The organism is uncultured Brevundimonas sp., from assembly GCF_947305955.1.
Lineage (GTDB): Bacteria > Pseudomonadota > Alphaproteobacteria > Caulobacterales > Caulobacteraceae > Brevundimonas.
In genome coordinates this window covers 19,927-35,467 of the sequence record NZ_CAMZFB010000009.1, presented here as the reverse complement: position 1 = coordinate 35,467, position 15,541 = coordinate 19,927, and the positions used below count along the sequence as shown (strand labels likewise).

18 protein-coding genes are annotated in these 15,541 nt (G+C 62.7%); 7 read left to right on the top strand and 11 right to left on the bottom strand.

Annotation, left to right across the window (positions count from 1 at the left end; translation table 11 throughout):
- Positions 1–49: 49 nt before the first annotated feature.
- On the bottom strand, positions 50–1,696 hold the full coding sequence (groL, locus tag Q0Y42_RS04060) for a chaperonin GroEL (RefSeq protein ID WP_297800459.1): 1,647 nt from the start codon (positions 1,694–1,696) through the stop codon (positions 50–52).
- A gap of 54 nt (positions 1,697–1,750) precedes the next feature.
- Positions 1,751–2,038, bottom strand: a complete 288-nt coding sequence (gene groES / locus Q0Y42_RS04055; protein ID WP_292052885.1) for a co-chaperone GroES — start codon at positions 2,036–2,038, stop codon at positions 1,751–1,753.
- 245 nt (positions 2,039–2,283) lie between these two features.
- On the opposite strand from groES, the gene Q0Y42_RS04050 reads away from it, so the two are divergent.
- Positions 2,284–2,703 carry a hypothetical protein gene (locus Q0Y42_RS04050; RefSeq protein ID WP_297800452.1) on the top strand — a complete coding sequence of 140 codons (420 nt, stop codon included), beginning with the start codon at positions 2,284–2,286 and terminating at the stop codon, positions 2,701–2,703.
- Between the two features lie 60 nt (positions 2,704–2,763).
- Here Q0Y42_RS04050 and Q0Y42_RS04045 read toward each other — a convergent pair whose 3' ends face one another.
- Positions 2,764–3,144 carry a DUF4260 domain-containing protein gene (locus Q0Y42_RS04045; protein ID WP_297800450.1) on the bottom strand — a complete coding sequence of 127 codons (381 nt, stop codon included), beginning with the start codon at positions 3,142–3,144 and terminating at the stop codon, positions 2,764–2,766.
- A complete protein-coding gene (gene pgi, locus Q0Y42_RS04040) occupies positions 3,141–4,742 on the bottom strand; it encodes a glucose-6-phosphate isomerase (RefSeq protein WP_297800447.1) in 1,602 nt (533 codons plus the stop codon). Before pgi ends, Q0Y42_RS04045 begins: the two co-directional genes overlap by 4 nt.
- A gap of 119 nt (positions 4,743–4,861) precedes the next feature.
- Between pgi and Q0Y42_RS04035 the strand changes: the two genes are divergently transcribed.
- A complete protein-coding gene (locus Q0Y42_RS04035; protein ID WP_297800445.1) occupies positions 4,862–5,341 on the top strand; it encodes a hypothetical protein in 480 nt (159 codons plus the stop codon).
- Here the strand turns inward: Q0Y42_RS04035 and Q0Y42_RS04030 are convergent.
- The 3 genes from Q0Y42_RS04030 to Q0Y42_RS04020 all read right to left on the bottom strand — a co-directional run bounded on the left by Q0Y42_RS04030 (position 5,327) and on the right by Q0Y42_RS04020 (position 8,459).
- Positions 5,327–7,447, bottom strand: coding sequence for a thioredoxin family protein (locus Q0Y42_RS04030; RefSeq protein WP_297800443.1), 2,121 nt, complete (start codon positions 7,445–7,447; stop codon positions 5,327–5,329). The two genes, Q0Y42_RS04035 and Q0Y42_RS04030, sit on opposite strands and share 15 nt — an antisense overlap.
- Before the next feature lie 81 nt (positions 7,448–7,528).
- Positions 7,529–7,966 carry an OmpA family protein gene (locus tag Q0Y42_RS04025; protein ID WP_297800441.1) on the bottom strand — a complete coding sequence of 146 codons (438 nt, stop codon included), beginning with the start codon at positions 7,964–7,966 and terminating at the stop codon, positions 7,529–7,531.
- A gap of 139 nt (positions 7,967–8,105) precedes the next feature.
- A complete protein-coding gene (locus tag Q0Y42_RS04020) occupies positions 8,106–8,459 on the bottom strand; it encodes a glycine zipper domain-containing protein (RefSeq protein ID WP_297800438.1) in 354 nt (117 codons plus the stop codon).
- A 136-nt stretch (positions 8,460–8,595) separates the two neighbouring features.
- Here Q0Y42_RS04020 and Q0Y42_RS04015 point away from each other — a divergent pair, with 136 nt between their 5' ends.
- A complete protein-coding gene (locus tag Q0Y42_RS04015) occupies positions 8,596–9,537 on the top strand; it encodes a diacylglycerol kinase family protein (protein ID WP_297800436.1) in 942 nt (313 codons plus the stop codon).
- Entirely contained in the window at positions 9,537–10,397 is an 861-nt protein-coding gene (locus Q0Y42_RS04010; RefSeq protein ID WP_297800434.1) for a metallophosphoesterase, read from the top strand. Before Q0Y42_RS04015 ends, Q0Y42_RS04010 begins: the two co-directional genes overlap by 1 nt.
- 3 nt (positions 10,398–10,400) lie before the next feature.
- Here the strand turns inward: Q0Y42_RS04010 and hemW are convergent, their stop codons facing one another.
- Positions 10,401–11,579: a radical SAM family heme chaperone HemW gene (hemW, locus tag Q0Y42_RS04005; protein WP_297800432.1), complete on the bottom strand. Its 1,179-nt coding sequence runs from the start codon at positions 11,577–11,579 to the stop codon at positions 10,401–10,403.
- Positions 11,572–12,174, bottom strand: coding sequence for an RdgB/HAM1 family non-canonical purine NTP pyrophosphatase (rdgB, locus tag Q0Y42_RS04000; protein WP_297800430.1), 603 nt, complete (start codon positions 12,172–12,174; stop codon positions 11,572–11,574). The genes hemW and rdgB overlap by 8 nt, the downstream gene beginning before the upstream one ends.
- Before the next feature lie 422 nt (positions 12,175–12,596).
- Between rdgB and Q0Y42_RS03995 the strand changes: the two genes are divergently transcribed.
- The 3 genes from Q0Y42_RS03995 (at position 12,597) to Q0Y42_RS03985 (ending at position 14,084) form a co-directional block, all read left to right on the top strand.
- Positions 12,597–13,190, top strand: coding sequence for a DUF2975 domain-containing protein (locus Q0Y42_RS03995; RefSeq protein ID WP_297800428.1), 594 nt, complete (start codon positions 12,597–12,599; stop codon positions 13,188–13,190).
- Positions 13,191–13,215: 25 nt separating this feature from the next.
- Positions 13,216–13,446, top strand: a complete 231-nt coding sequence (locus Q0Y42_RS03990) for a helix-turn-helix transcriptional regulator (protein WP_297800425.1) — start codon at positions 13,216–13,218, stop codon at positions 13,444–13,446.
- Between the two features lie 71 nt (positions 13,447–13,517).
- Positions 13,518–14,084 carry a Smr/MutS family protein gene (locus Q0Y42_RS03985; protein WP_297800424.1) on the top strand — a complete coding sequence of 189 codons (567 nt, stop codon included), beginning with the start codon at positions 13,518–13,520 and terminating at the stop codon, positions 14,082–14,084.
- 1 nt (position 14,085) lies between these two features.
- Here Q0Y42_RS03985 and ccmB read toward each other — a convergent pair whose 3' ends face one another.
- Both ccmB and ccmA read right to left on the bottom strand, forming a co-directional pair.
- Entirely contained in the window at positions 14,086–14,751 is a 666-nt protein-coding gene (ccmB, locus tag Q0Y42_RS03980; protein WP_297800422.1) for a heme exporter protein CcmB, read from the bottom strand.
- The gene (gene ccmA / locus Q0Y42_RS03975) at positions 14,748–15,368 is read right to left on the bottom strand and encodes a heme ABC exporter ATP-binding protein CcmA (RefSeq protein WP_297800420.1); all 621 of its coding nucleotides are present in this window, start codon (positions 15,366–15,368) and stop codon (positions 14,748–14,750) included. Before ccmA ends, ccmB begins: the two co-directional genes overlap by 4 nt.
- Positions 15,369–15,541 lie beyond the last annotated feature (173 nt).

Sequence of the window (15,541 nt, the reverse complement as noted above, 5' to 3'; positions counted from 1 at the left end):
GGACCTTTCGATCCCGCCCTTCCGTTTGGCTTGCTCTGAGAAGCAGGACTTAGAAGTCCATGCCACCCATGCCACCCATGCCGCCCATGTCCGGAGCGCCAGCAGCAGCGGCCTTCTTCGGAGCATCAGCGATAGCGGCTTCGGTGGTGATCAGGATGCCGGCAACCGAGGCAGCCGACTTCAGGGCCGAACGCACGACCTTGGCCGGATCGATCACGCCCATTTGGACGAGGTCGCCGTACTCTTCGGTCTGGGCGTTGAAGCCGAAGGTGGCTTCGGTCGATTCCAGAACCTTGCCGACCACGATCGAGCCTTCGACGCCCGAGTTTTCCGAGATCTGACGGATCGGAGCCTGCAGAGCGCGGCGGACGATGTTCACGCCAGCCTTTTGGTCAGCGTTCGCCACTTCGATGTTGGCCAGAACCTTCGAGGCCTTCAGCAGGGCCACACCACCGCCCGGGACGATGCCTTCGTCGGCAGCGGCGCGGGTTGCGTTCAGGGCGTCGTCGACGCGGTCCTTCTTTTCCTTCACTTCGACTTCGGTCTCGCCGCCGACGCGCAGGACGGCAACGCCACCGGCCAGCTTGGCCAGACGCTCTTGCAGCTTCTCGCGGTCGTAGTCCGACGAGGTGTCTTCGATCTGGCGCTTGATCTGGGCCACGCGGGCTTCGATCGAGTCCTTGGAGCCGACACCTTCAACGATGGTGGTGTCTTCCTTAGTGATGACGACCTTCTTGGCCTTACCCAGCATGTCGAGGGTAACGGTTTCCAGCTTGATGCCGAGGTCTTCCGATATGACTTCGCCGCCGGTCAGGATGGCGATGTCTTCCAGCATGGCCTTGCGGCGGTCACCGAAGCCCGGAGCCTTGACGGCAGCAACGCGCAGACCACCGCGCAGCTTGTTGACGACCAGGGTGGCCAGAGCCTCGCCCTCGATGTCTTCAGCGATGATCAGCAGCGGACGGCCCGATTGCACGACAGCTTCCAGGATCGGAAGCATCGGCTGCAGCGAGGTCAGCTTCTTCTCGTGGAGCAGGATGAGCGGCTCTTCGAGAACGGCTTCCATCTTGTCGGCGTTGGTGATGAAGTACGGCGACAGGTAGCCGCGGTCGAACTGCATACCTTCGACGATGTCGACCGAGGTTTCAGCGGTCTTGGCTTCTTCGACGGTGATGACGCCTTCGTTGCCGACCTTGTCCATGGCCTGGGCGATCAGGGCACCGATTTCAGCGTCGCCGTTAGCCGAGATGGTGCCGACCTGGGCGATTTCCGAGTTGTTGGAAACCGGCTTCGAGATGGTCTTCACTTCTTCCAGAACCGCGTCGACAGCCTTGTCGATACCGCGCTTCAGGTCCATCGGGTTCATGCCGGCGGCAACGGCCTTCAGGCCTTCTTGCACGATGGCCTGAGCCAGAACGGTTGCGGTGGTGGTGCCGTCACCCGCCTTGTCGTTCGCCTTCGAAGCGACTTCGCGGATCATCTGGGCGCCCATGTTCTCGAAGGCGTCTTCCAGCTCGATCTCTTTGGCAACCGAGACGCCGTCCTTGGTCGAGCGCGGAGCGCCAAACGACTTCTGGATCACGACGTTGCGGCCCTTCGGGCCCAGGGTCACCTTGACGGCGTTGGCCAGGATGTTGACGCCCTTGAGCATCTTGTCGCGGGCATCGGTGTTGAACTGTACGACTTTAGCAGCCATGAGTTCTGCTCCTATATAACTGGTTTATCTAAGGAATTTCGAAACGCCGGGTGCTTACGCGAGCACGCCCAGGATGTCCGATTCCTTCATGATGATCAGGTCTTCGCCTTCGATCTTCACTTCGGTGCCCGACCACTTGCCGAACAGGATGCGGTCGCCGACCTTGACGTCCATGGCAATGTGCTTGCCGTCTTCGTCACGGGCACCCGGGCCAACCGCGATCACTTCGCCTTCTTGCGGCTTTTCCTTGGCCGTGTCCGGGATGATGATCCCGCCCTTGGTCTTGGACTCTTCTTCAACGCGCTTGACCAGCACGCGGTCGCCGAGAGGACGAAACGCCATCTGATGATCTCCAGTTTAAATGTCTGCCTTAGCAGCAGGAGGGAAGGGATTTAGCAGTCCGCCCCCTCGAGTGCTAACGGCGGGGAGTTAGGCACGCTCACAAGGGGGGTCAAGGGGCGCTCCGAATAAAAAATCGCGGAAATTTCGAACATGACTGGAAAATGAACGAACACCCTTGGGGTCGTTCAGATTGACGGGTCTATACCTGTCATCAAGTTCAACACCGGCTTTGAAAGGAGCCCGCTATGAAGACCCTGTCCAAGATCGGCGTCGCAGCAATCGCACCGGCTCTGGCCCTGACCCTGATGGCCTCGCCTGCCTCGGCCCAACGCTACCATGACCGTGGTAACGACAGCGGCAAGGACGCCGTCATCGGTGCCGTCGTGGGCGGCCTGGCCGGTGCCATCATCGGTAACGGTGACGGCCGCTATGTCGCCGGTGGCGCTCTGGCTGGCGCAGCCCTCGGTGCCGCCTCGTCCGACAGCCGCAGCGACTGCAACTATTACCGCGGTGGCCGCTGCTATCGTAACCAGGGCCACTGGGAGCGCGAGCACGGCATCAACAGCCGCGACGGCTACTATCGCGGTTATGACCGCCGCGACTATGGCTATCGCCAGAATGATCGCCGCAACGACCGCGGCTACCGCTACGACCGTCGCTGGTAAGCCAAGCGCTTAACCCGACAAATGAAGACCCGGCAGCGTCCCCCTCCTGCCGGGTCTTTTTTATTGTTCCGCGCGGGCGGCTTTGCCGATCCTGCCCATACTGGTGAGGTCGAAGCCGAGCGGCGACTTCAGTCCATATCCGAGGGCACGGTCAAAACCGATGTGGCTGATCCAGATCAGGGCCCCCAGAACACAGGCCTGATTGGCCAGGGCAAAGCCTGTGGCCATCAGCACCAGTGGCAATGTGAGGCTGTGCGCCAGATTATAGGCAAAGGCCCCCACTCGGGCATTGATCGCATAGGCCAGCATCGACAGATCCGGTGCCAGAAACAGACCCAGAAATACCCACCAGTTTCCATCCAACCGGTCATAGGCCAAAAGGCCCGCAATAAAGACCGCCAGCCCTTCCAGCTTTTGCCAGCGGACGGCCACCGTCATCATTTGAGTTTGTCCAACAGCGCCAAGGTCGATGGATCGAGCGAGGCCTCTCCGCCGCCCGCGACGGTCAACACCGAGCGGGCCATGGACTTGCCCAGTTCCACACCCCACTGGTCGAAACTGTTCACGTCCCAGATGACGCCCTCAACAAAGGTCTTGTGCTCGTAAAGGGCGATCAGGGCGCCGAGGGTGTGCGGGGTTACACTGTCCATCACGATGGTGGTGGAGGGGCGGTTTCCCGGGAATGTTTTGTGCGGGGCCAGACGGACGGCTTCGTTTTCCGGCAGCCCTTGCGAGATCATCTCGACATAGGCCGCAGCGGTGGAATGTCCCACCATCAAGGCGCGTGACTGTGCCAGTGCATTGGCCCAGAGTTTCTGTTCCGGCCCGTCATCATGGGTTTGACGGACAACGATGAACTCCGTCGGCACGATCTGCGGGCCTTGGTGTAGCTGTTGGAAAAACGCGTGCTGGCCGTTGGAGCCGACTTCCCCGAAAATCACGGGACAGGTCAGGTGATCGATAGGATGGCCGTCACGGGTGACCTGCTTGCCGTTGGACTCCATCTCCAACTGCTGGAGATAGGCAGGAAAACGGCGAAGGACATAGGCATAGGGTGCCACCGACCGCGCCGTGCGACCCAAACCATTCACATTGTATATCTGCGCAAGAGCCATCAGTACGGGCGCATTCCGTTCCAGCGCAGCCGATCGGAAATGCACGTCCATCGCCTCGGCACCCTGGAGCAGCGCCTCAAAGACGTCCCAGCCCAAACCGATCGCGCAGGAAAGGCTTACCGGCGACCATAGCGAGAAACGTCCCCCAACCCAGTCACTGAAGGTGAATGTCCGGTGGCAACCAAAAGCCTCGGCCAGCTCGGGCGCGGCGGTCACGCCGACAATCTGTTTCTCGATCTCGGCGCCGGCCGGGAGTTCGCTCCGCAGCCAATCGCGGACCGCTGTGGCATTGGCCAGCGTTTCCAGCGTGGTGAAGGTCTTTGATACGATGATGACAAGCGTCGTCTCGGGATCGAGACCCGCCAAGGCTTCCTGACGGTCGGCCGGATCGATATTGGCGACGAAACGGACCTGAAACTCAGGCAGGCGAGGACGCAAGCCTTCCCAGACCACACGCGGACCAAGGTCGGATCCACCGATACCGATATGGACCACCGCCGTGATGGCCTTGCCCGTCGCCCCGGTGATCGAGCCGTTACGCACGCCGGTAGCAAAGGCTTTCAGCGCCTCGCGCTGGACACAGACTTCTTCCGAGATCGACTGACCCAGGGCCTTGAAGGGTTTTCCCCGCGCGGCCCTGAGGGCCGGGTGAAGAACGGCCCTCCCCTCGGTGGTGTTGACCGGCTCGCCCGCAAACAGGGACTGTCGGGATTCCTCCACCCGACACGCTCTGGCGAGCGCGAGAGAGGCGTCCAGCCCCTCGCGGGTCCAGCTCTGTTTGGACAGATCGACGAAAAGACCTGCGGCAGTCAGAGACATCGCGTCCAGACGGTCAGGGTCGCGCTCGAACTGTTCGACGATCAAGGCTTCCTTGTCGCGCGCGGCAAGGCCTTCGAGCAGCGCCCAGGCCTCATCCCTGCTCAAGATAGATCTAAGATCGTCCAACAGTTTTCAATCCTCGTTTACCGTCGGTATATAAAAACTCGGCCATGGGGGCAGTTCCTGCAGGCCTTCCAAGAGTCGGGTTTGGATCGGAATTTCGGATGACATGCAACCTTGCCGTCGCGGCAGCGCTTCTTTTCGCGTCCGAACCTAGCGCGGTGTCTGCTGCGCCCGCTGCCGAAATGGCCGCGTCTTCAGTAAGCGCCGAACCTGCCTTCAAGGCCATTACGGACGAGGCGGCGTCGCTGAAGTCCGTTGCCTCGCAGTGGCTTTCGCCCCCCTATCTCACCCAGTCCGAATTGACGACGGACGCAGGCTTTATCGATTTCAGCCAGCGCATTAGCGCCCTCGCTCAAGCCAATATGGCAGCCCATCTGGATATGCGCCAGCGTGGAACGGACGGTGACCTGACCTGTATCTTGCGCGGCATTGCCGAAGATCTCCCCGTCAAACTGGCTGCCGTCAAGGCCGCCAGCGCCGGAGACGAGCGCAAGCTGGCGCTGGAGGAGATGGTCTATCTCTTGAATGACAATGTGGAAGTCATTCTCGCCCCGCCGCACAGTCCTTCATCGGCTCGCTGATCCCGCCTCTGATACCGCGCGGACCACCAGCCCTTCCGACAGCACCTGCGGCAGAACCTTGGGCTCTGCCTGACCGGGCGTATAGATGAGATAGAGCGGAACGCCCGAGCGGCCGTGCCTCTGAAGCTCGGCAGTGATGGTTGCGTCCGAACGGGTCCAGTCACCGACCAGATAGACGGTACGGCTGTCGGCCAGTGCGCTTGCGACACGCTCCGATGACAGGGCAGTGCGCTCGTTGATCTTGCAGGTGACGCACCAGTCCGCCGTGAAATTCACCAGAACCGGACGACCCTCGGCCAAGGCGGCGTCCACTGCAGCCTTCGACCATGGCCGGGACGGCAGAGCCGTCTCGGTGCGGGTGGACAGGGCGGCGACAGGCACCCGCATGGCCATGACCGCGCTGACGCAGGCGATAAGGGCAACGATGACCGCGACCACTTTCACGGCACCACCTTTTCCGCGTCGGGCCGCAAAACCATAGGCGGCCAAGGCCACGGCCAGAAGACCAGCCGCAAGGATCAGGAATAGCAGCTGGTTTCCGGTCTGGCGGCTATAGACCCAGCCCAGCCACAGAGCCGTGCCATACATGGGCAGGGCCAGAATATTGCGCAGGCGCTCCATCCACGGCCCCGGACGCGGCATGGCGCGGGACACCTGTGGCATCAGGCTGATCACCAGATAGGGCAGGGCCAGCCCCAGACCCAACATTAAGAACACCGTCAGCGCCAAGGGCCACGGCAGGACCAGAGCCGCCCCCACAGCCACCGCCATAAAGGGTGCCGTGCACGGTGCCGCGACCACCACCGCCAGTACACCGGTCATAAAGGCCCCGAACACGCCATCGCGGCCATGCCCGCCCAGTCGCTGTAGGGCACCACCGAAATCGAACACGCCCGACAGATTGAGCGCCACCGCCAGCATCAGAAGCGACAGGGCGGCAATCACTGCGGGCGACTGGAGCTGATAACCCCATCCAATCCCCTGTCCCGCCGCCCGAAGCGCCAGAAGGCTACCGGCCAGCAAGAGGAAGGACAGCAGGACGCCTGCCGTGAACGCCAGTCCGTCCCGACGCAGAGCCACTGGATCATGGGCTGAGCGCGACAGGGCCGCAGCCTTCATAGCCAGCACAGGAAAAACGCAAGGCATCAGGTTCAGGATTAGCCCGCCGAGCAGTGCAAACAGCGCGGCCTTCATAAAGCCCGCCCCTTGCGAGGCGTCTGACGGCTCGCTGGCAATCAAGGTGCCGGATGTGCCCCCAAGAGGTTCGGCAGGAAGGGCTGTCACCTCCCAGCTGCCTAGATCGGTGGCGATGATGCCGGAGACGGCCCCCTCGACGCCATTTCGTGTCTGGCGCCCCGTCGGCGCGGTAAAACGCAGACCTTTTTCGCCACGTTCGACGCGTTGGGGGGCGGCATGGTCCAGCACACGCCCCTCAAACGGATAGAAATAGGCCCATTGCGGCTTGGACGTTGCCAGCGCCCCGCCCGCAGCAGAGAGGATCAGCTGGCCGTCCTTCAGACTGGCCGTGGCCTGAATTTCCGAGGGTTGCGGCACATCCAGCAGGGCCTGCTGAATATCCTGACCAAAGCGCGGATTGAGCGGTGGGGCCCCCGTTCCGACCTTGAGATCGGTCGCCAGTTCCATATCCACCGGCACGCACATCTGATCGCTGCACACCAGAAACCGGACATTGGCGACGGCGCGGAATGTATCGCCCGCGGCAAGACCGGACGGGATTTCCACCGCCACCGGAAGATAGGCGACGCCGCTATAGACATAGCTCATCAGCCCCATCAGGGATTTTCTCTGCGGCACCGGCCACAGGATATCGCCCGCCTTCACCCCCTCGGGCAGGGTCCAGACAATCTCGGTCGCACCGCCGGAGTCCCCCGGATTGCGCCAATAGGTGTGCCACCCCTCGCTGATATCCTGACGCACCGCGACAATGGCAGTCGAGCCGGGCACGACCCACTGGCTCATAGGCACAAGCTCGGCCGTGATGCGGCTGTCGACCTTGGGGCCTGTGCTGGCGGCACGCGCCTGCAGGCCCATGGTCAGCACAAGGCCAATCAGGATGATGGCAAGGAAGCGAAGGGACTGGATCATGATCGGCGGCATCTAAGCCGATCCACCCCGAGGATGCGACCGTAAAGACGACGCACCCTTTGAGTGTTCAGGCATCTTGCCTTAGCGGCGCGGCTCGGCCTCGATATTCACCACCGTCCGGCGGCGCAGCGGCTCGTTCACATTGCCGGTGCGTGCCCCTTCTGAGCCGACCGCATCGACCTCGAACACAGGTATGGGCCAGCCAAAGGAGGCAAGGGCATCACGCACAGCCTGCGCGCGCTGCTCCGAAAGCTGTTGGTTGACAGCCGCACCACCGCTGGCGTCGGACAGCCCCGTCACGGCAACCTTACGGATCGCGCAGTCCGACAACAGGTTGCGCGTCATGGACAGGGCCTGCAGAGCCGTCGGCGTCAAGCTCGACTGGCCTTCGGTGAAATAGACCTCGACGGTCTGATTGGAACAGTTCACCGGCGCGACCAGCGCATCGCGCGTCGCATAGTTGCCGCTCGGCGCACAGGCCGCGACGGCCAGAACCGCCACAACAGCTCCGCCGGACAAGACAGCACGCGTACCTTTATGAAGTTTCGGCATAGCCCCAGCCTCTCCCTTTCAAACCCCAAAAACGGAAAAGGCGGCCCCGTGACAGAGACCGCCCATCCGGCAGCGAACATGATGTCCCGCTGCTAAATCGATGCGATCAGTAACGACGCTGGCCGTTTTCCCAATAGCACTCTGCTTGGCGGCCATCGTAGCAGTAGTAATAGCGACCTTGGCTGTCGCGATAACGCTGCTGGTTGGCGCGGTCCTGGGCCGAACCACGCACAGCACCCGCTGCACCGCCCAGAACGGCACCGATGGCGGCACCGCGACCGGCATTACCGTCGCCAACGTTATTGCCGATGATGGCACCGGCCACGGCACCGATAGCGGCACCGGCAGCACCCTGACGGACAGCTTGATTATTGGTGGTACCGCCGCCGTAATACGGATCGCTGGCACAGGCGGACATCAGAAGACCCGCACCTGCCATTGCGATGATTGCCTTGTTCATATTGAACTCCTCTCACGGTCATTGTTGCAGCCCCGCTAGCTTCACCAACGGGTGGCCCGCGTGTCGGTTCCGGTCGGTTGGCCGCTGATCGTCCGGCTTTGCAGGAACTTCGCATCACGCCGCACGTTCGCAGCCCATGTCCGATACCAACGCTCCCGAACAAACCTCGCCCGAAGGGCCAAAGGCCGTGACCCAGGCGGTCAAGCTCGACAAGATCATCATGCTGATCAATCCGATGTCGGGCGGTGTCGGCAACAGGGCCGCCGATGACGCTAGGGCCATCCTCGACGAATATGATGTCGAAGCCGATGTGCGCGTTCTGGAAGGCGAGGGCTTTGCCCGGACCATCGACGATGCCATCGCCGAACGCCCCGACGCCCTGCTGGTTTTGGCAGGAGACGGCACGGCCCGTTCGGTGGCCACTCTGGCCGGCCAGAAGGATATTCTGGTCGCGACCCTTCCAGGCGGCACCATGAACATGCTGCCCAAGGCGCTTTATGGCACCGGTGACTGGAAAAAGGCTCTTCGCCGTACACTGGAAGAGGGCGAGCCGCGCAAGGTCGCCGGCGGCGCTCTGGGCGACGAGCATTTCTATTGTGCCGCGATCATGGGGGCTCCAGCCCTGTGGGCACCCGCCCGCGAAGCCATCCGCTCGGGCAAGATCGGCAAGGCCATCAGCCAAGCCCGTCTGGCCTTCCGCCGCGCCTTCTCGGGCCGGATCCGCTTTGATCTGGGCAAGGGTGTCGAGGAAAAGGCCGAGGCGCTGGTGCTGATTACCCCGCTGATCTCCAAGGCCTTTGACGAGAATGATCCAGGTCTGGAAGCGGCCATTATGAAGACGTCCGACACGGGTCAGGCGCTTCGTCTGGCAGCCAATGCCGTCTTTACCGACTGGCGCAATGATGCCGCCGTGGAAACCCACCGCACCCGCAAGGTCCGCATCTGGGGCCGCTCGCGTATTCCGGCGGTTATCGACGGCGAGACGGTTCCGGTCGGCAAGGAAGGGGAGGTCCGCTTTGTAGAGCATGCCTTCACCGCGCTGGCACTGTCGGCAGAAGCTCTGGAAGATGCGGACTAATGGGCTCCATCCTCCAGTTCTCGGACATCCATTTCGGTATTGAGTGCAAGCCGGCCGTCGCGGCGGCGCTGGACTATGCCCATGCCTTTAAGGCCGATCTGAACCTGATTACAGGCGACATTACCCAGTCCGGAAAGCGGTCGGAGTTCGAGGCCGCCGCACGATGGCTGGATGCCCTGCCGCACCCCGTCTTCGTCAGTGTGGGCAACCACGACGTGCCCTATTGGGACGTAATGGCGCGGGTCTTCTGGCCGTGGAAGGCTTTCGAGACCTCGACCGGACATCCGGCCCATGACCACGAGTTCACCTCACCCGGCCTGATGGTGCGGGGCGTGACCACCGCCCGTGGCTGGCAGGCGCGTCTGAACTGGTCCAAGGGCGTGATCGATCTGGAACAGACCCGCCGTGCCGCAGAGGCACTGCGCCAGACCACGCCCGACACCCTGAGGATTCTGGCCTGCCATCACCCGCTGGTCGAGATGATCGACACGCCGATGACAGGAGCGGTCAAAAGGGGTGATCGTGCCGCGCGTATCTTTGCCGAGGCGGGCGTGGACCTGATCACCACCGGACACGTCCATGTGCCGTTTGCCCTGCCGATCGATATGTCGGACCGGCGCTGTTACGCCATTGGCTGCGGCACCCTGTCGTTGCGCGAGCGGGACAACTATCCGCCCAGCTTCAACCGCATCGAATGGGATGCCCATACGCTGGTGGTCACCGTGGTGAAGTGGGACGGCAACGGCTTTGTCGATGGCGAGCAGTGGACACTGAAACGTCGTCAGGACACGCGATCGCCGCTAACCGCGCCCGATCCCGATATCCCCGGCACGCTGGAACAGACCCTGACGTCGCCCTGACCCTCAGGTCAGCAACCGCTTCAGAACACTATCCAGCACAGGCCGCCCCATCGGCGTTGCCCGCAGACGCTCGCCAAAGGTTTCAAGGAAGCCTTCCTCGATCATCTCGGCCATGGGGCCATTCCCATGGTCCAGCTCGAGACGGCGCAGAACCTCCAGTTCGACGCCCTCGACGGTCCTGAGCCCCAGAAGTAGCCGCTCTTCGTCCGCCTCCAGCGGGGACAGGGTTTCGCGCTCTGTCCATGGCTGGCCGGACTGAACGCCCGCGATGTAGTCGGCGATCCTGCGGTGGGCGACGGTGGCGGTGCGCCCCTCGCCCAAGCCGAGACGACCGTGGGCACCGGGACCGGCACCAATATAGTCGCCGCCGCGCCAGACATGCAGATTGTGCTGCGAGCGCGCCGCCACGCCCTTGGCGTGGTTGGATACCTCATAGGCCGCGAAACCCTGCTGCTCGAGAACCTCTTGGGTCGTCTCGTAAAGGGCGGCGGCCAGATCCTCGTCGGGTGGGGTCAGTTGACCGCGGGCATAGGCGCGCCCGAAGGCCGTCGTTGGCTCTATGGTCAACTGATAGGGCGAGATGTGTTCGAACCCCAGATCAAAGGCTGTGCCCAGCTCGGCCTTCCAGTCGGCAATCGACTGATCGGGTCGGGCATAGATCAAGTCGATGGACAGGCGCGGAAAGATGGCGGCAGCCGTCGCCGCAGCCCGCCTCGCCGAGGCCGCCGAATGGTCCCGTCCCAGAATTTTGAGCGCCGCATCGTCAAACGACTGGATACCCATGGACAGGCGCGTGATGCCTGCGTCGGCCAGCGCGGCATAGCGGCCCGCCTCGGCATCGGTTGGATTGGCTTCCAGAGACACCTCGATCTCGCCTGCGGGCGGGAACAGCGCGCGGGCATCATCCAAAATGTCGGCGACCGCCTGCGGGTCCATCAGGGACGGCGTCCCCCCGCCAAAGAAGACAGAGGCGAGCTGGCGCGGCCCCAGAAGCTCGGCCTGCGCCCTGATATCCGCGCGAATGGCCTCCACCAGCCGCACCTGTTCCTCGTGCCGCCCGCGATCGCGCACGACATTGAAATCACAATAGGGACAGATGCGGGCGCAGTAGGGCCAGTGCACATAAAGAGCGACCAGCCCGTCGGTCTTTGGCACCAGCGGGACCGCAGACCGATCAGTCAATCAGCGCGGCCTTGAGGCGTTCGAACGCCAGCGCACGGTGGCTGATGGCATCCTTGGCTTCCGGATCCATCTCGCCAAAGGTCAGGTCATAGCCATGCGGCTGGAAGATGGGATCATAGCCGAACCCCTTGTCGCCACGCGGCGGGAAGACGATCTCGCCATCCACGCGCCCTTCCACGACGACGCAGGTCCCGTCAGGCCACGCCACGGCCAGTGCCGAGGTGAACCACGCCGAGCGGTCGCGACTACCAGCCTCTTCGAGGCGGTCGTGCACCTTTTGCATGGCAACAGCAAAATCCTTGCCCGGACCGGCCCAGCGCGCGGAGAAGATGCCCGGCGCGCCATCAAGACCCGCCACGGACAGACCGCTATCATCCGCCAGACAGACCTCGCCGCTCAGCGCCGCCGCATGGCGGGCTTTCAGCATGGCATTGCCGACAAAGGTTGACTCTGTCTCGTCCGGCTCGGGCAAATTAAGCGCTCCGGCGGTGACAATCTCGTAATTTCCATCCAGCAGCGCCGCGATCTCGCGTGCCTTGCCCGGATTGTGGGTCGCAGCCACCAGCCGCATCCCTTTGATAAGACGGAGTTTCATGGGCCACCTATAGACCTGAAATAGACCTTGCGAAAGTTTAATATCGTTAAACGATATGTAACGTGCTTATTCCCGAGGGTCCCAGTATGTTCATTCTCAAGAACGGCGGGTCGCAACGTTCTCGATCAGACCAGATGGTCGGGTCAATCACCTAGCGACACCACGAAACGGCAAAATTATTTGCCCCAAACGGAGATAGAACGATGCAAGCGATGAAAGCCTCGATGACGATGGACAAACTGGGCGCCATCTTCCTCAACACGGTCCTGCTGGCTGCCATGCCGGCTGCTGCCCTGGCTACCCTGATCCAAGCCCTGTGAGAGGGCTGGCTTTGACGGAAGCAACAAAGACAGTGAAAAGAGACGCTGCGTCGTAAGTTCAATCCGGCGCAGCGTCGTCCATTCCATCAAAGCGAATACGCCATGCCCACGGGTCCGGGACCAATCGCCAAGCGGCTGCCACGGTTCAAAGCGCTAAGCCTGTACGACGGGCCAGCCTGGGCCGCCCCCACCCGACTGCTCAAGTCGATTATCGACATTGCCTATGCGGCATCCATCTGTCTGACGATCCTGTTTGCGATCGTCTTTGTGATCTCGATCTTTCTTCCGCTCACAAACTTCAGCATCGCCATCGAGGACGGGGCCAATACCCGCCAGATGCCGCTGACGCGCACGCTCGTGCTGTTTGTGGTCGGTGTTGTGAGCCTCTATTTCAGCGGCTTCGTCTTTATCCTACGCAATCTCAGACAATTGTTCCTGTCCATGCTGGCCGGTGACGCCTTTAGGCCAGGCAATGTGGTGCGCCTTCGTCTCGTCGGTCTGGCGCTGGGTATCGTGACCCTGATCGCATGGTGCGCACGGACCCTGATCGCCAAACATCTGGCGGTCGGCGCCATCAGCGAGCCGAGCGTCGGTGAGTTCATCACACCCGCATTCGCCATCTTCATCACCCTGACACTGGCAGAGCTGTTCCGCGAGGGCGCCCGCCTGCGCCGCGAAACAGAACTGACGATCTGACTTTTACCCGCTAGAAGAACCCATCATGGCCATCCGCGTCCGACTCGACCGTCAACTTGCCGAACGCCGCATGTCTCTTACCGAGCTTGCGGACCGCGTCGGTGTGACTGTCGCCAACCTGTCGATCCTGAAGACAGGCAAGGCCCGGGCCATCCGCTTTTCGACACTGGATGCCCTGTGTCGCGAGCTTGACTGCCAACCGGGCGATCTTCTGGTGCATGAACCGGGACCGCCCCTCGAAATCATCGAAGACTAGGGTCTGTGGCGCGCCGCCCCCCCAAGCCCAGCGAGGACGATCGGCGCCTGTGGAAACGGGTGACGCGAACCGTGACGCCCAAAACGCCCGTAAAGCCGGACTATATCGCCCCTGACGCGGTCGAGGCGGCTCTGGCCGAGATGACGGCCATGCTGGGCGAGCCTGACACCGAAACCAAGCCCGCCAAGACCCGCGCCCCGCGCAAGAAGGCGGTCAAGACCGCTGCCGTCACCTCAGCCTCGGCAGGCGAGAGCATTATGGCCGTCATGCCCGTTGCCTCGCGCCCCCTGCCACGCGCCAAGGCCGAGCGGCCCGCCCCTGAGATCATCGAGCCGAACCGCAAAAAGCGCCTGTCGCGTGAGCGCGACCCGATCGAGGCCCGCATCGACCTGCATGGCTTTGGGCGGTTTGAAGCCGAGGACGAACTGCGCGCCTTTTTGATGAGCTGTCAGGCGCGGGGGATGCGCTCGGTTCTGGTGATCACCGGACAGGGCCGTCAGGGCGGCGGCGTCATCCGCTCCTCGTTCGAGGAATGGATGGCCAGCCCCTATCTGCGCCTGATCGTGTCCGGCTATTCCATCGCCCACCAAAGGCACGGCGGCAACGGCGCCTTCTACGTCACTCTGCGTCAGCGCTAGGTCACGACTGGGCGTTTCGTACTGCTGCCGCCCCGGCCAGCGGGGTGATCACCATGGCAAACAGGACATAGGCGGCCAGTAGGGCGAGGGCAGGCCCGATAGGTTGATCATTGGCCGCTCGCGCCAAGGCTCCTGCCCCGAACACCACCGGCGGAATGAACAGCGGCAGGACGATCACGGCGATCAGCACCCCGCCGCGCTTGGCCCCCAAGGCCAGTGCCGCTGCCAATGCCCCCGTAAAGGCAAAGCCCAGCCCGCCGATCAGCGACGTCAAGCCTGTCAGGGCGATCAGCCCCGCATCCTGCCCGAGCACCAGAGCCACGACGGGGGCCATGAGCGCCAGCGGCACCCCATTGGCGAGCCATTGGGCCACAGCCTTGACCACGACCACGCCCTCAAGCGGCACCGTGCCGAGCGAGAGGATATCGAGCGATCCATCCTCCAGATCGCGCTCGAACAGACGCTCCAACGACAACAGCGACGCCACCGCCAGCGCGACCCACGCCGCGCCCGATGCAATCGGTGCCAGTCCTGACAAATCCCCGCCGACCGCCAGGGGCAGCATGGCGGCAAAACAGATCATAAATCCGCAGGCCAGCAGCGGGCCGCCACCACCGCCCCAAGCCAGTGCCAGTTCGCGGCGAAACAGGCTGAACAATCCGCTCATGCCCGACCTCCCAGATCGAGCGACACGGTGTCGAAGGGCAGGGGGTCGTGAACCGCCGCGATAATCATGCCGCCGCCATCAAGATGCGCCTGCATCAGATCACCCATGCTCTGGCGCCACACGCTATCCAGCGGGGCCAGCGGCTCGTCCAGCAACCACAGGGGACGCGGAGCCGAAATCAGGCGAGCCATGGCCACGCGGCGCTTTTGACCCGCAGACAGACGCCGCGTTTCCAGATCAAGCAGGGGCTCGAGCTTTAGCTGGTCTATCGCCTTGGCAAGACCGTCTTCGGAGCCGCCCAGAAAGCGGTTCTGGAATGTCATTTCCTGACAGGCCGTTCGGGTGGGTTTCAAACCTTCCAAATGGCCGGTCAGGTGCAGAGCGGATCGCCGTGCGTCTTCGGGTTCGACCTCGGTGCCTTTGTTCAGAAAGTCGATGCGCCCGCCATCGGGCCGCACAAACCCCGCAATCGCCCTCAGCAGGGTGGATTTACCGGCACCATTGCCGCCCGTCAGACTGACCGCCTGACCGCGCGATACCTCTAGAGAAAGGCGCTGGAACAGCACCCTTTCCCCGCGCGACAGGGTCAGTTCGGCAATCCTCAGACCGTCCAGCACTTGCGAACCTCTCTCAATATCCCCGTCATGTGTGTGGATACATGGACGTGCCCCACGGGCATGCTTATATGCCAATACGCCGCAGCAGGCTTTCGCCGCGCGCGCAAGGGACCTGTGTGCCCTTTCGTCCGACGCGCGAAGGTGCAACCGAATTTCCGGGCGGCATTTGTCAG

Excerpts from the sequence above, each read along its gene's own strand:
- groL (WP_297800459.1), bottom strand. The coding sequence starts at position 1,696 with ATGGCTGCTAAAGTCGTACAGTTCAACACCGATGCCCGCGACAAGATG.
- groES (WP_292052885.1), bottom strand. The coding sequence starts at position 2,038 with ATGGCGTTTCGTCCTCTCGGCGACCGCGTGCTGGTCAAGCGCGTTGAA.
- Q0Y42_RS04050 (WP_297800452.1), top strand. The coding sequence starts at position 2,284 with ATGAAGACCCTGTCCAAGATCGGCGTCGCAGCAATCGCACCGGCTCTG.
- Q0Y42_RS04045 (WP_297800450.1), bottom strand. The coding sequence starts at position 3,144 with ATGATGACGGTGGCCGTCCGCTGGCAAAAGCTGGAAGGGCTGGCGGTC.
- Q0Y42_RS04035 (WP_297800445.1), top strand. The coding sequence starts at position 4,862 with ATGACATGCAACCTTGCCGTCGCGGCAGCGCTTCTTTTCGCGTCCGAA.
- Q0Y42_RS04030 (WP_297800443.1), bottom strand. The coding sequence starts at position 7,447 with ATGATCCAGTCCCTTCGCTTCCTTGCCATCATCCTGATTGGCCTTGTG.
- Q0Y42_RS04020 (WP_297800438.1), bottom strand. The coding sequence starts at position 8,459 with ATGAACAAGGCAATCATCGCAATGGCAGGTGCGGGTCTTCTGATGTCC.
- Q0Y42_RS04015 (WP_297800436.1), top strand. The coding sequence starts at position 8,596 with ATGTCCGATACCAACGCTCCCGAACAAACCTCGCCCGAAGGGCCAAAG.
- Q0Y42_RS04010 (WP_297800434.1), top strand. The coding sequence starts at position 9,537 with ATGGGCTCCATCCTCCAGTTCTCGGACATCCATTTCGGTATTGAGTGC.
- rdgB (WP_297800430.1), bottom strand. The coding sequence starts at position 12,174 with ATGAAACTCCGTCTTATCAAAGGGATGCGGCTGGTGGCTGCGACCCAC.
- Q0Y42_RS03995 (WP_297800428.1), top strand. The coding sequence starts at position 12,597 with ATGCCCACGGGTCCGGGACCAATCGCCAAGCGGCTGCCACGGTTCAAA.
- Q0Y42_RS03990 (WP_297800425.1), top strand. The coding sequence starts at position 13,216 with ATGGCCATCCGCGTCCGACTCGACCGTCAACTTGCCGAACGCCGCATG.
- ccmB (WP_297800422.1), bottom strand. The coding sequence starts at position 14,751 with ATGAGCGGATTGTTCAGCCTGTTTCGCCGCGAACTGGCACTGGCTTGG.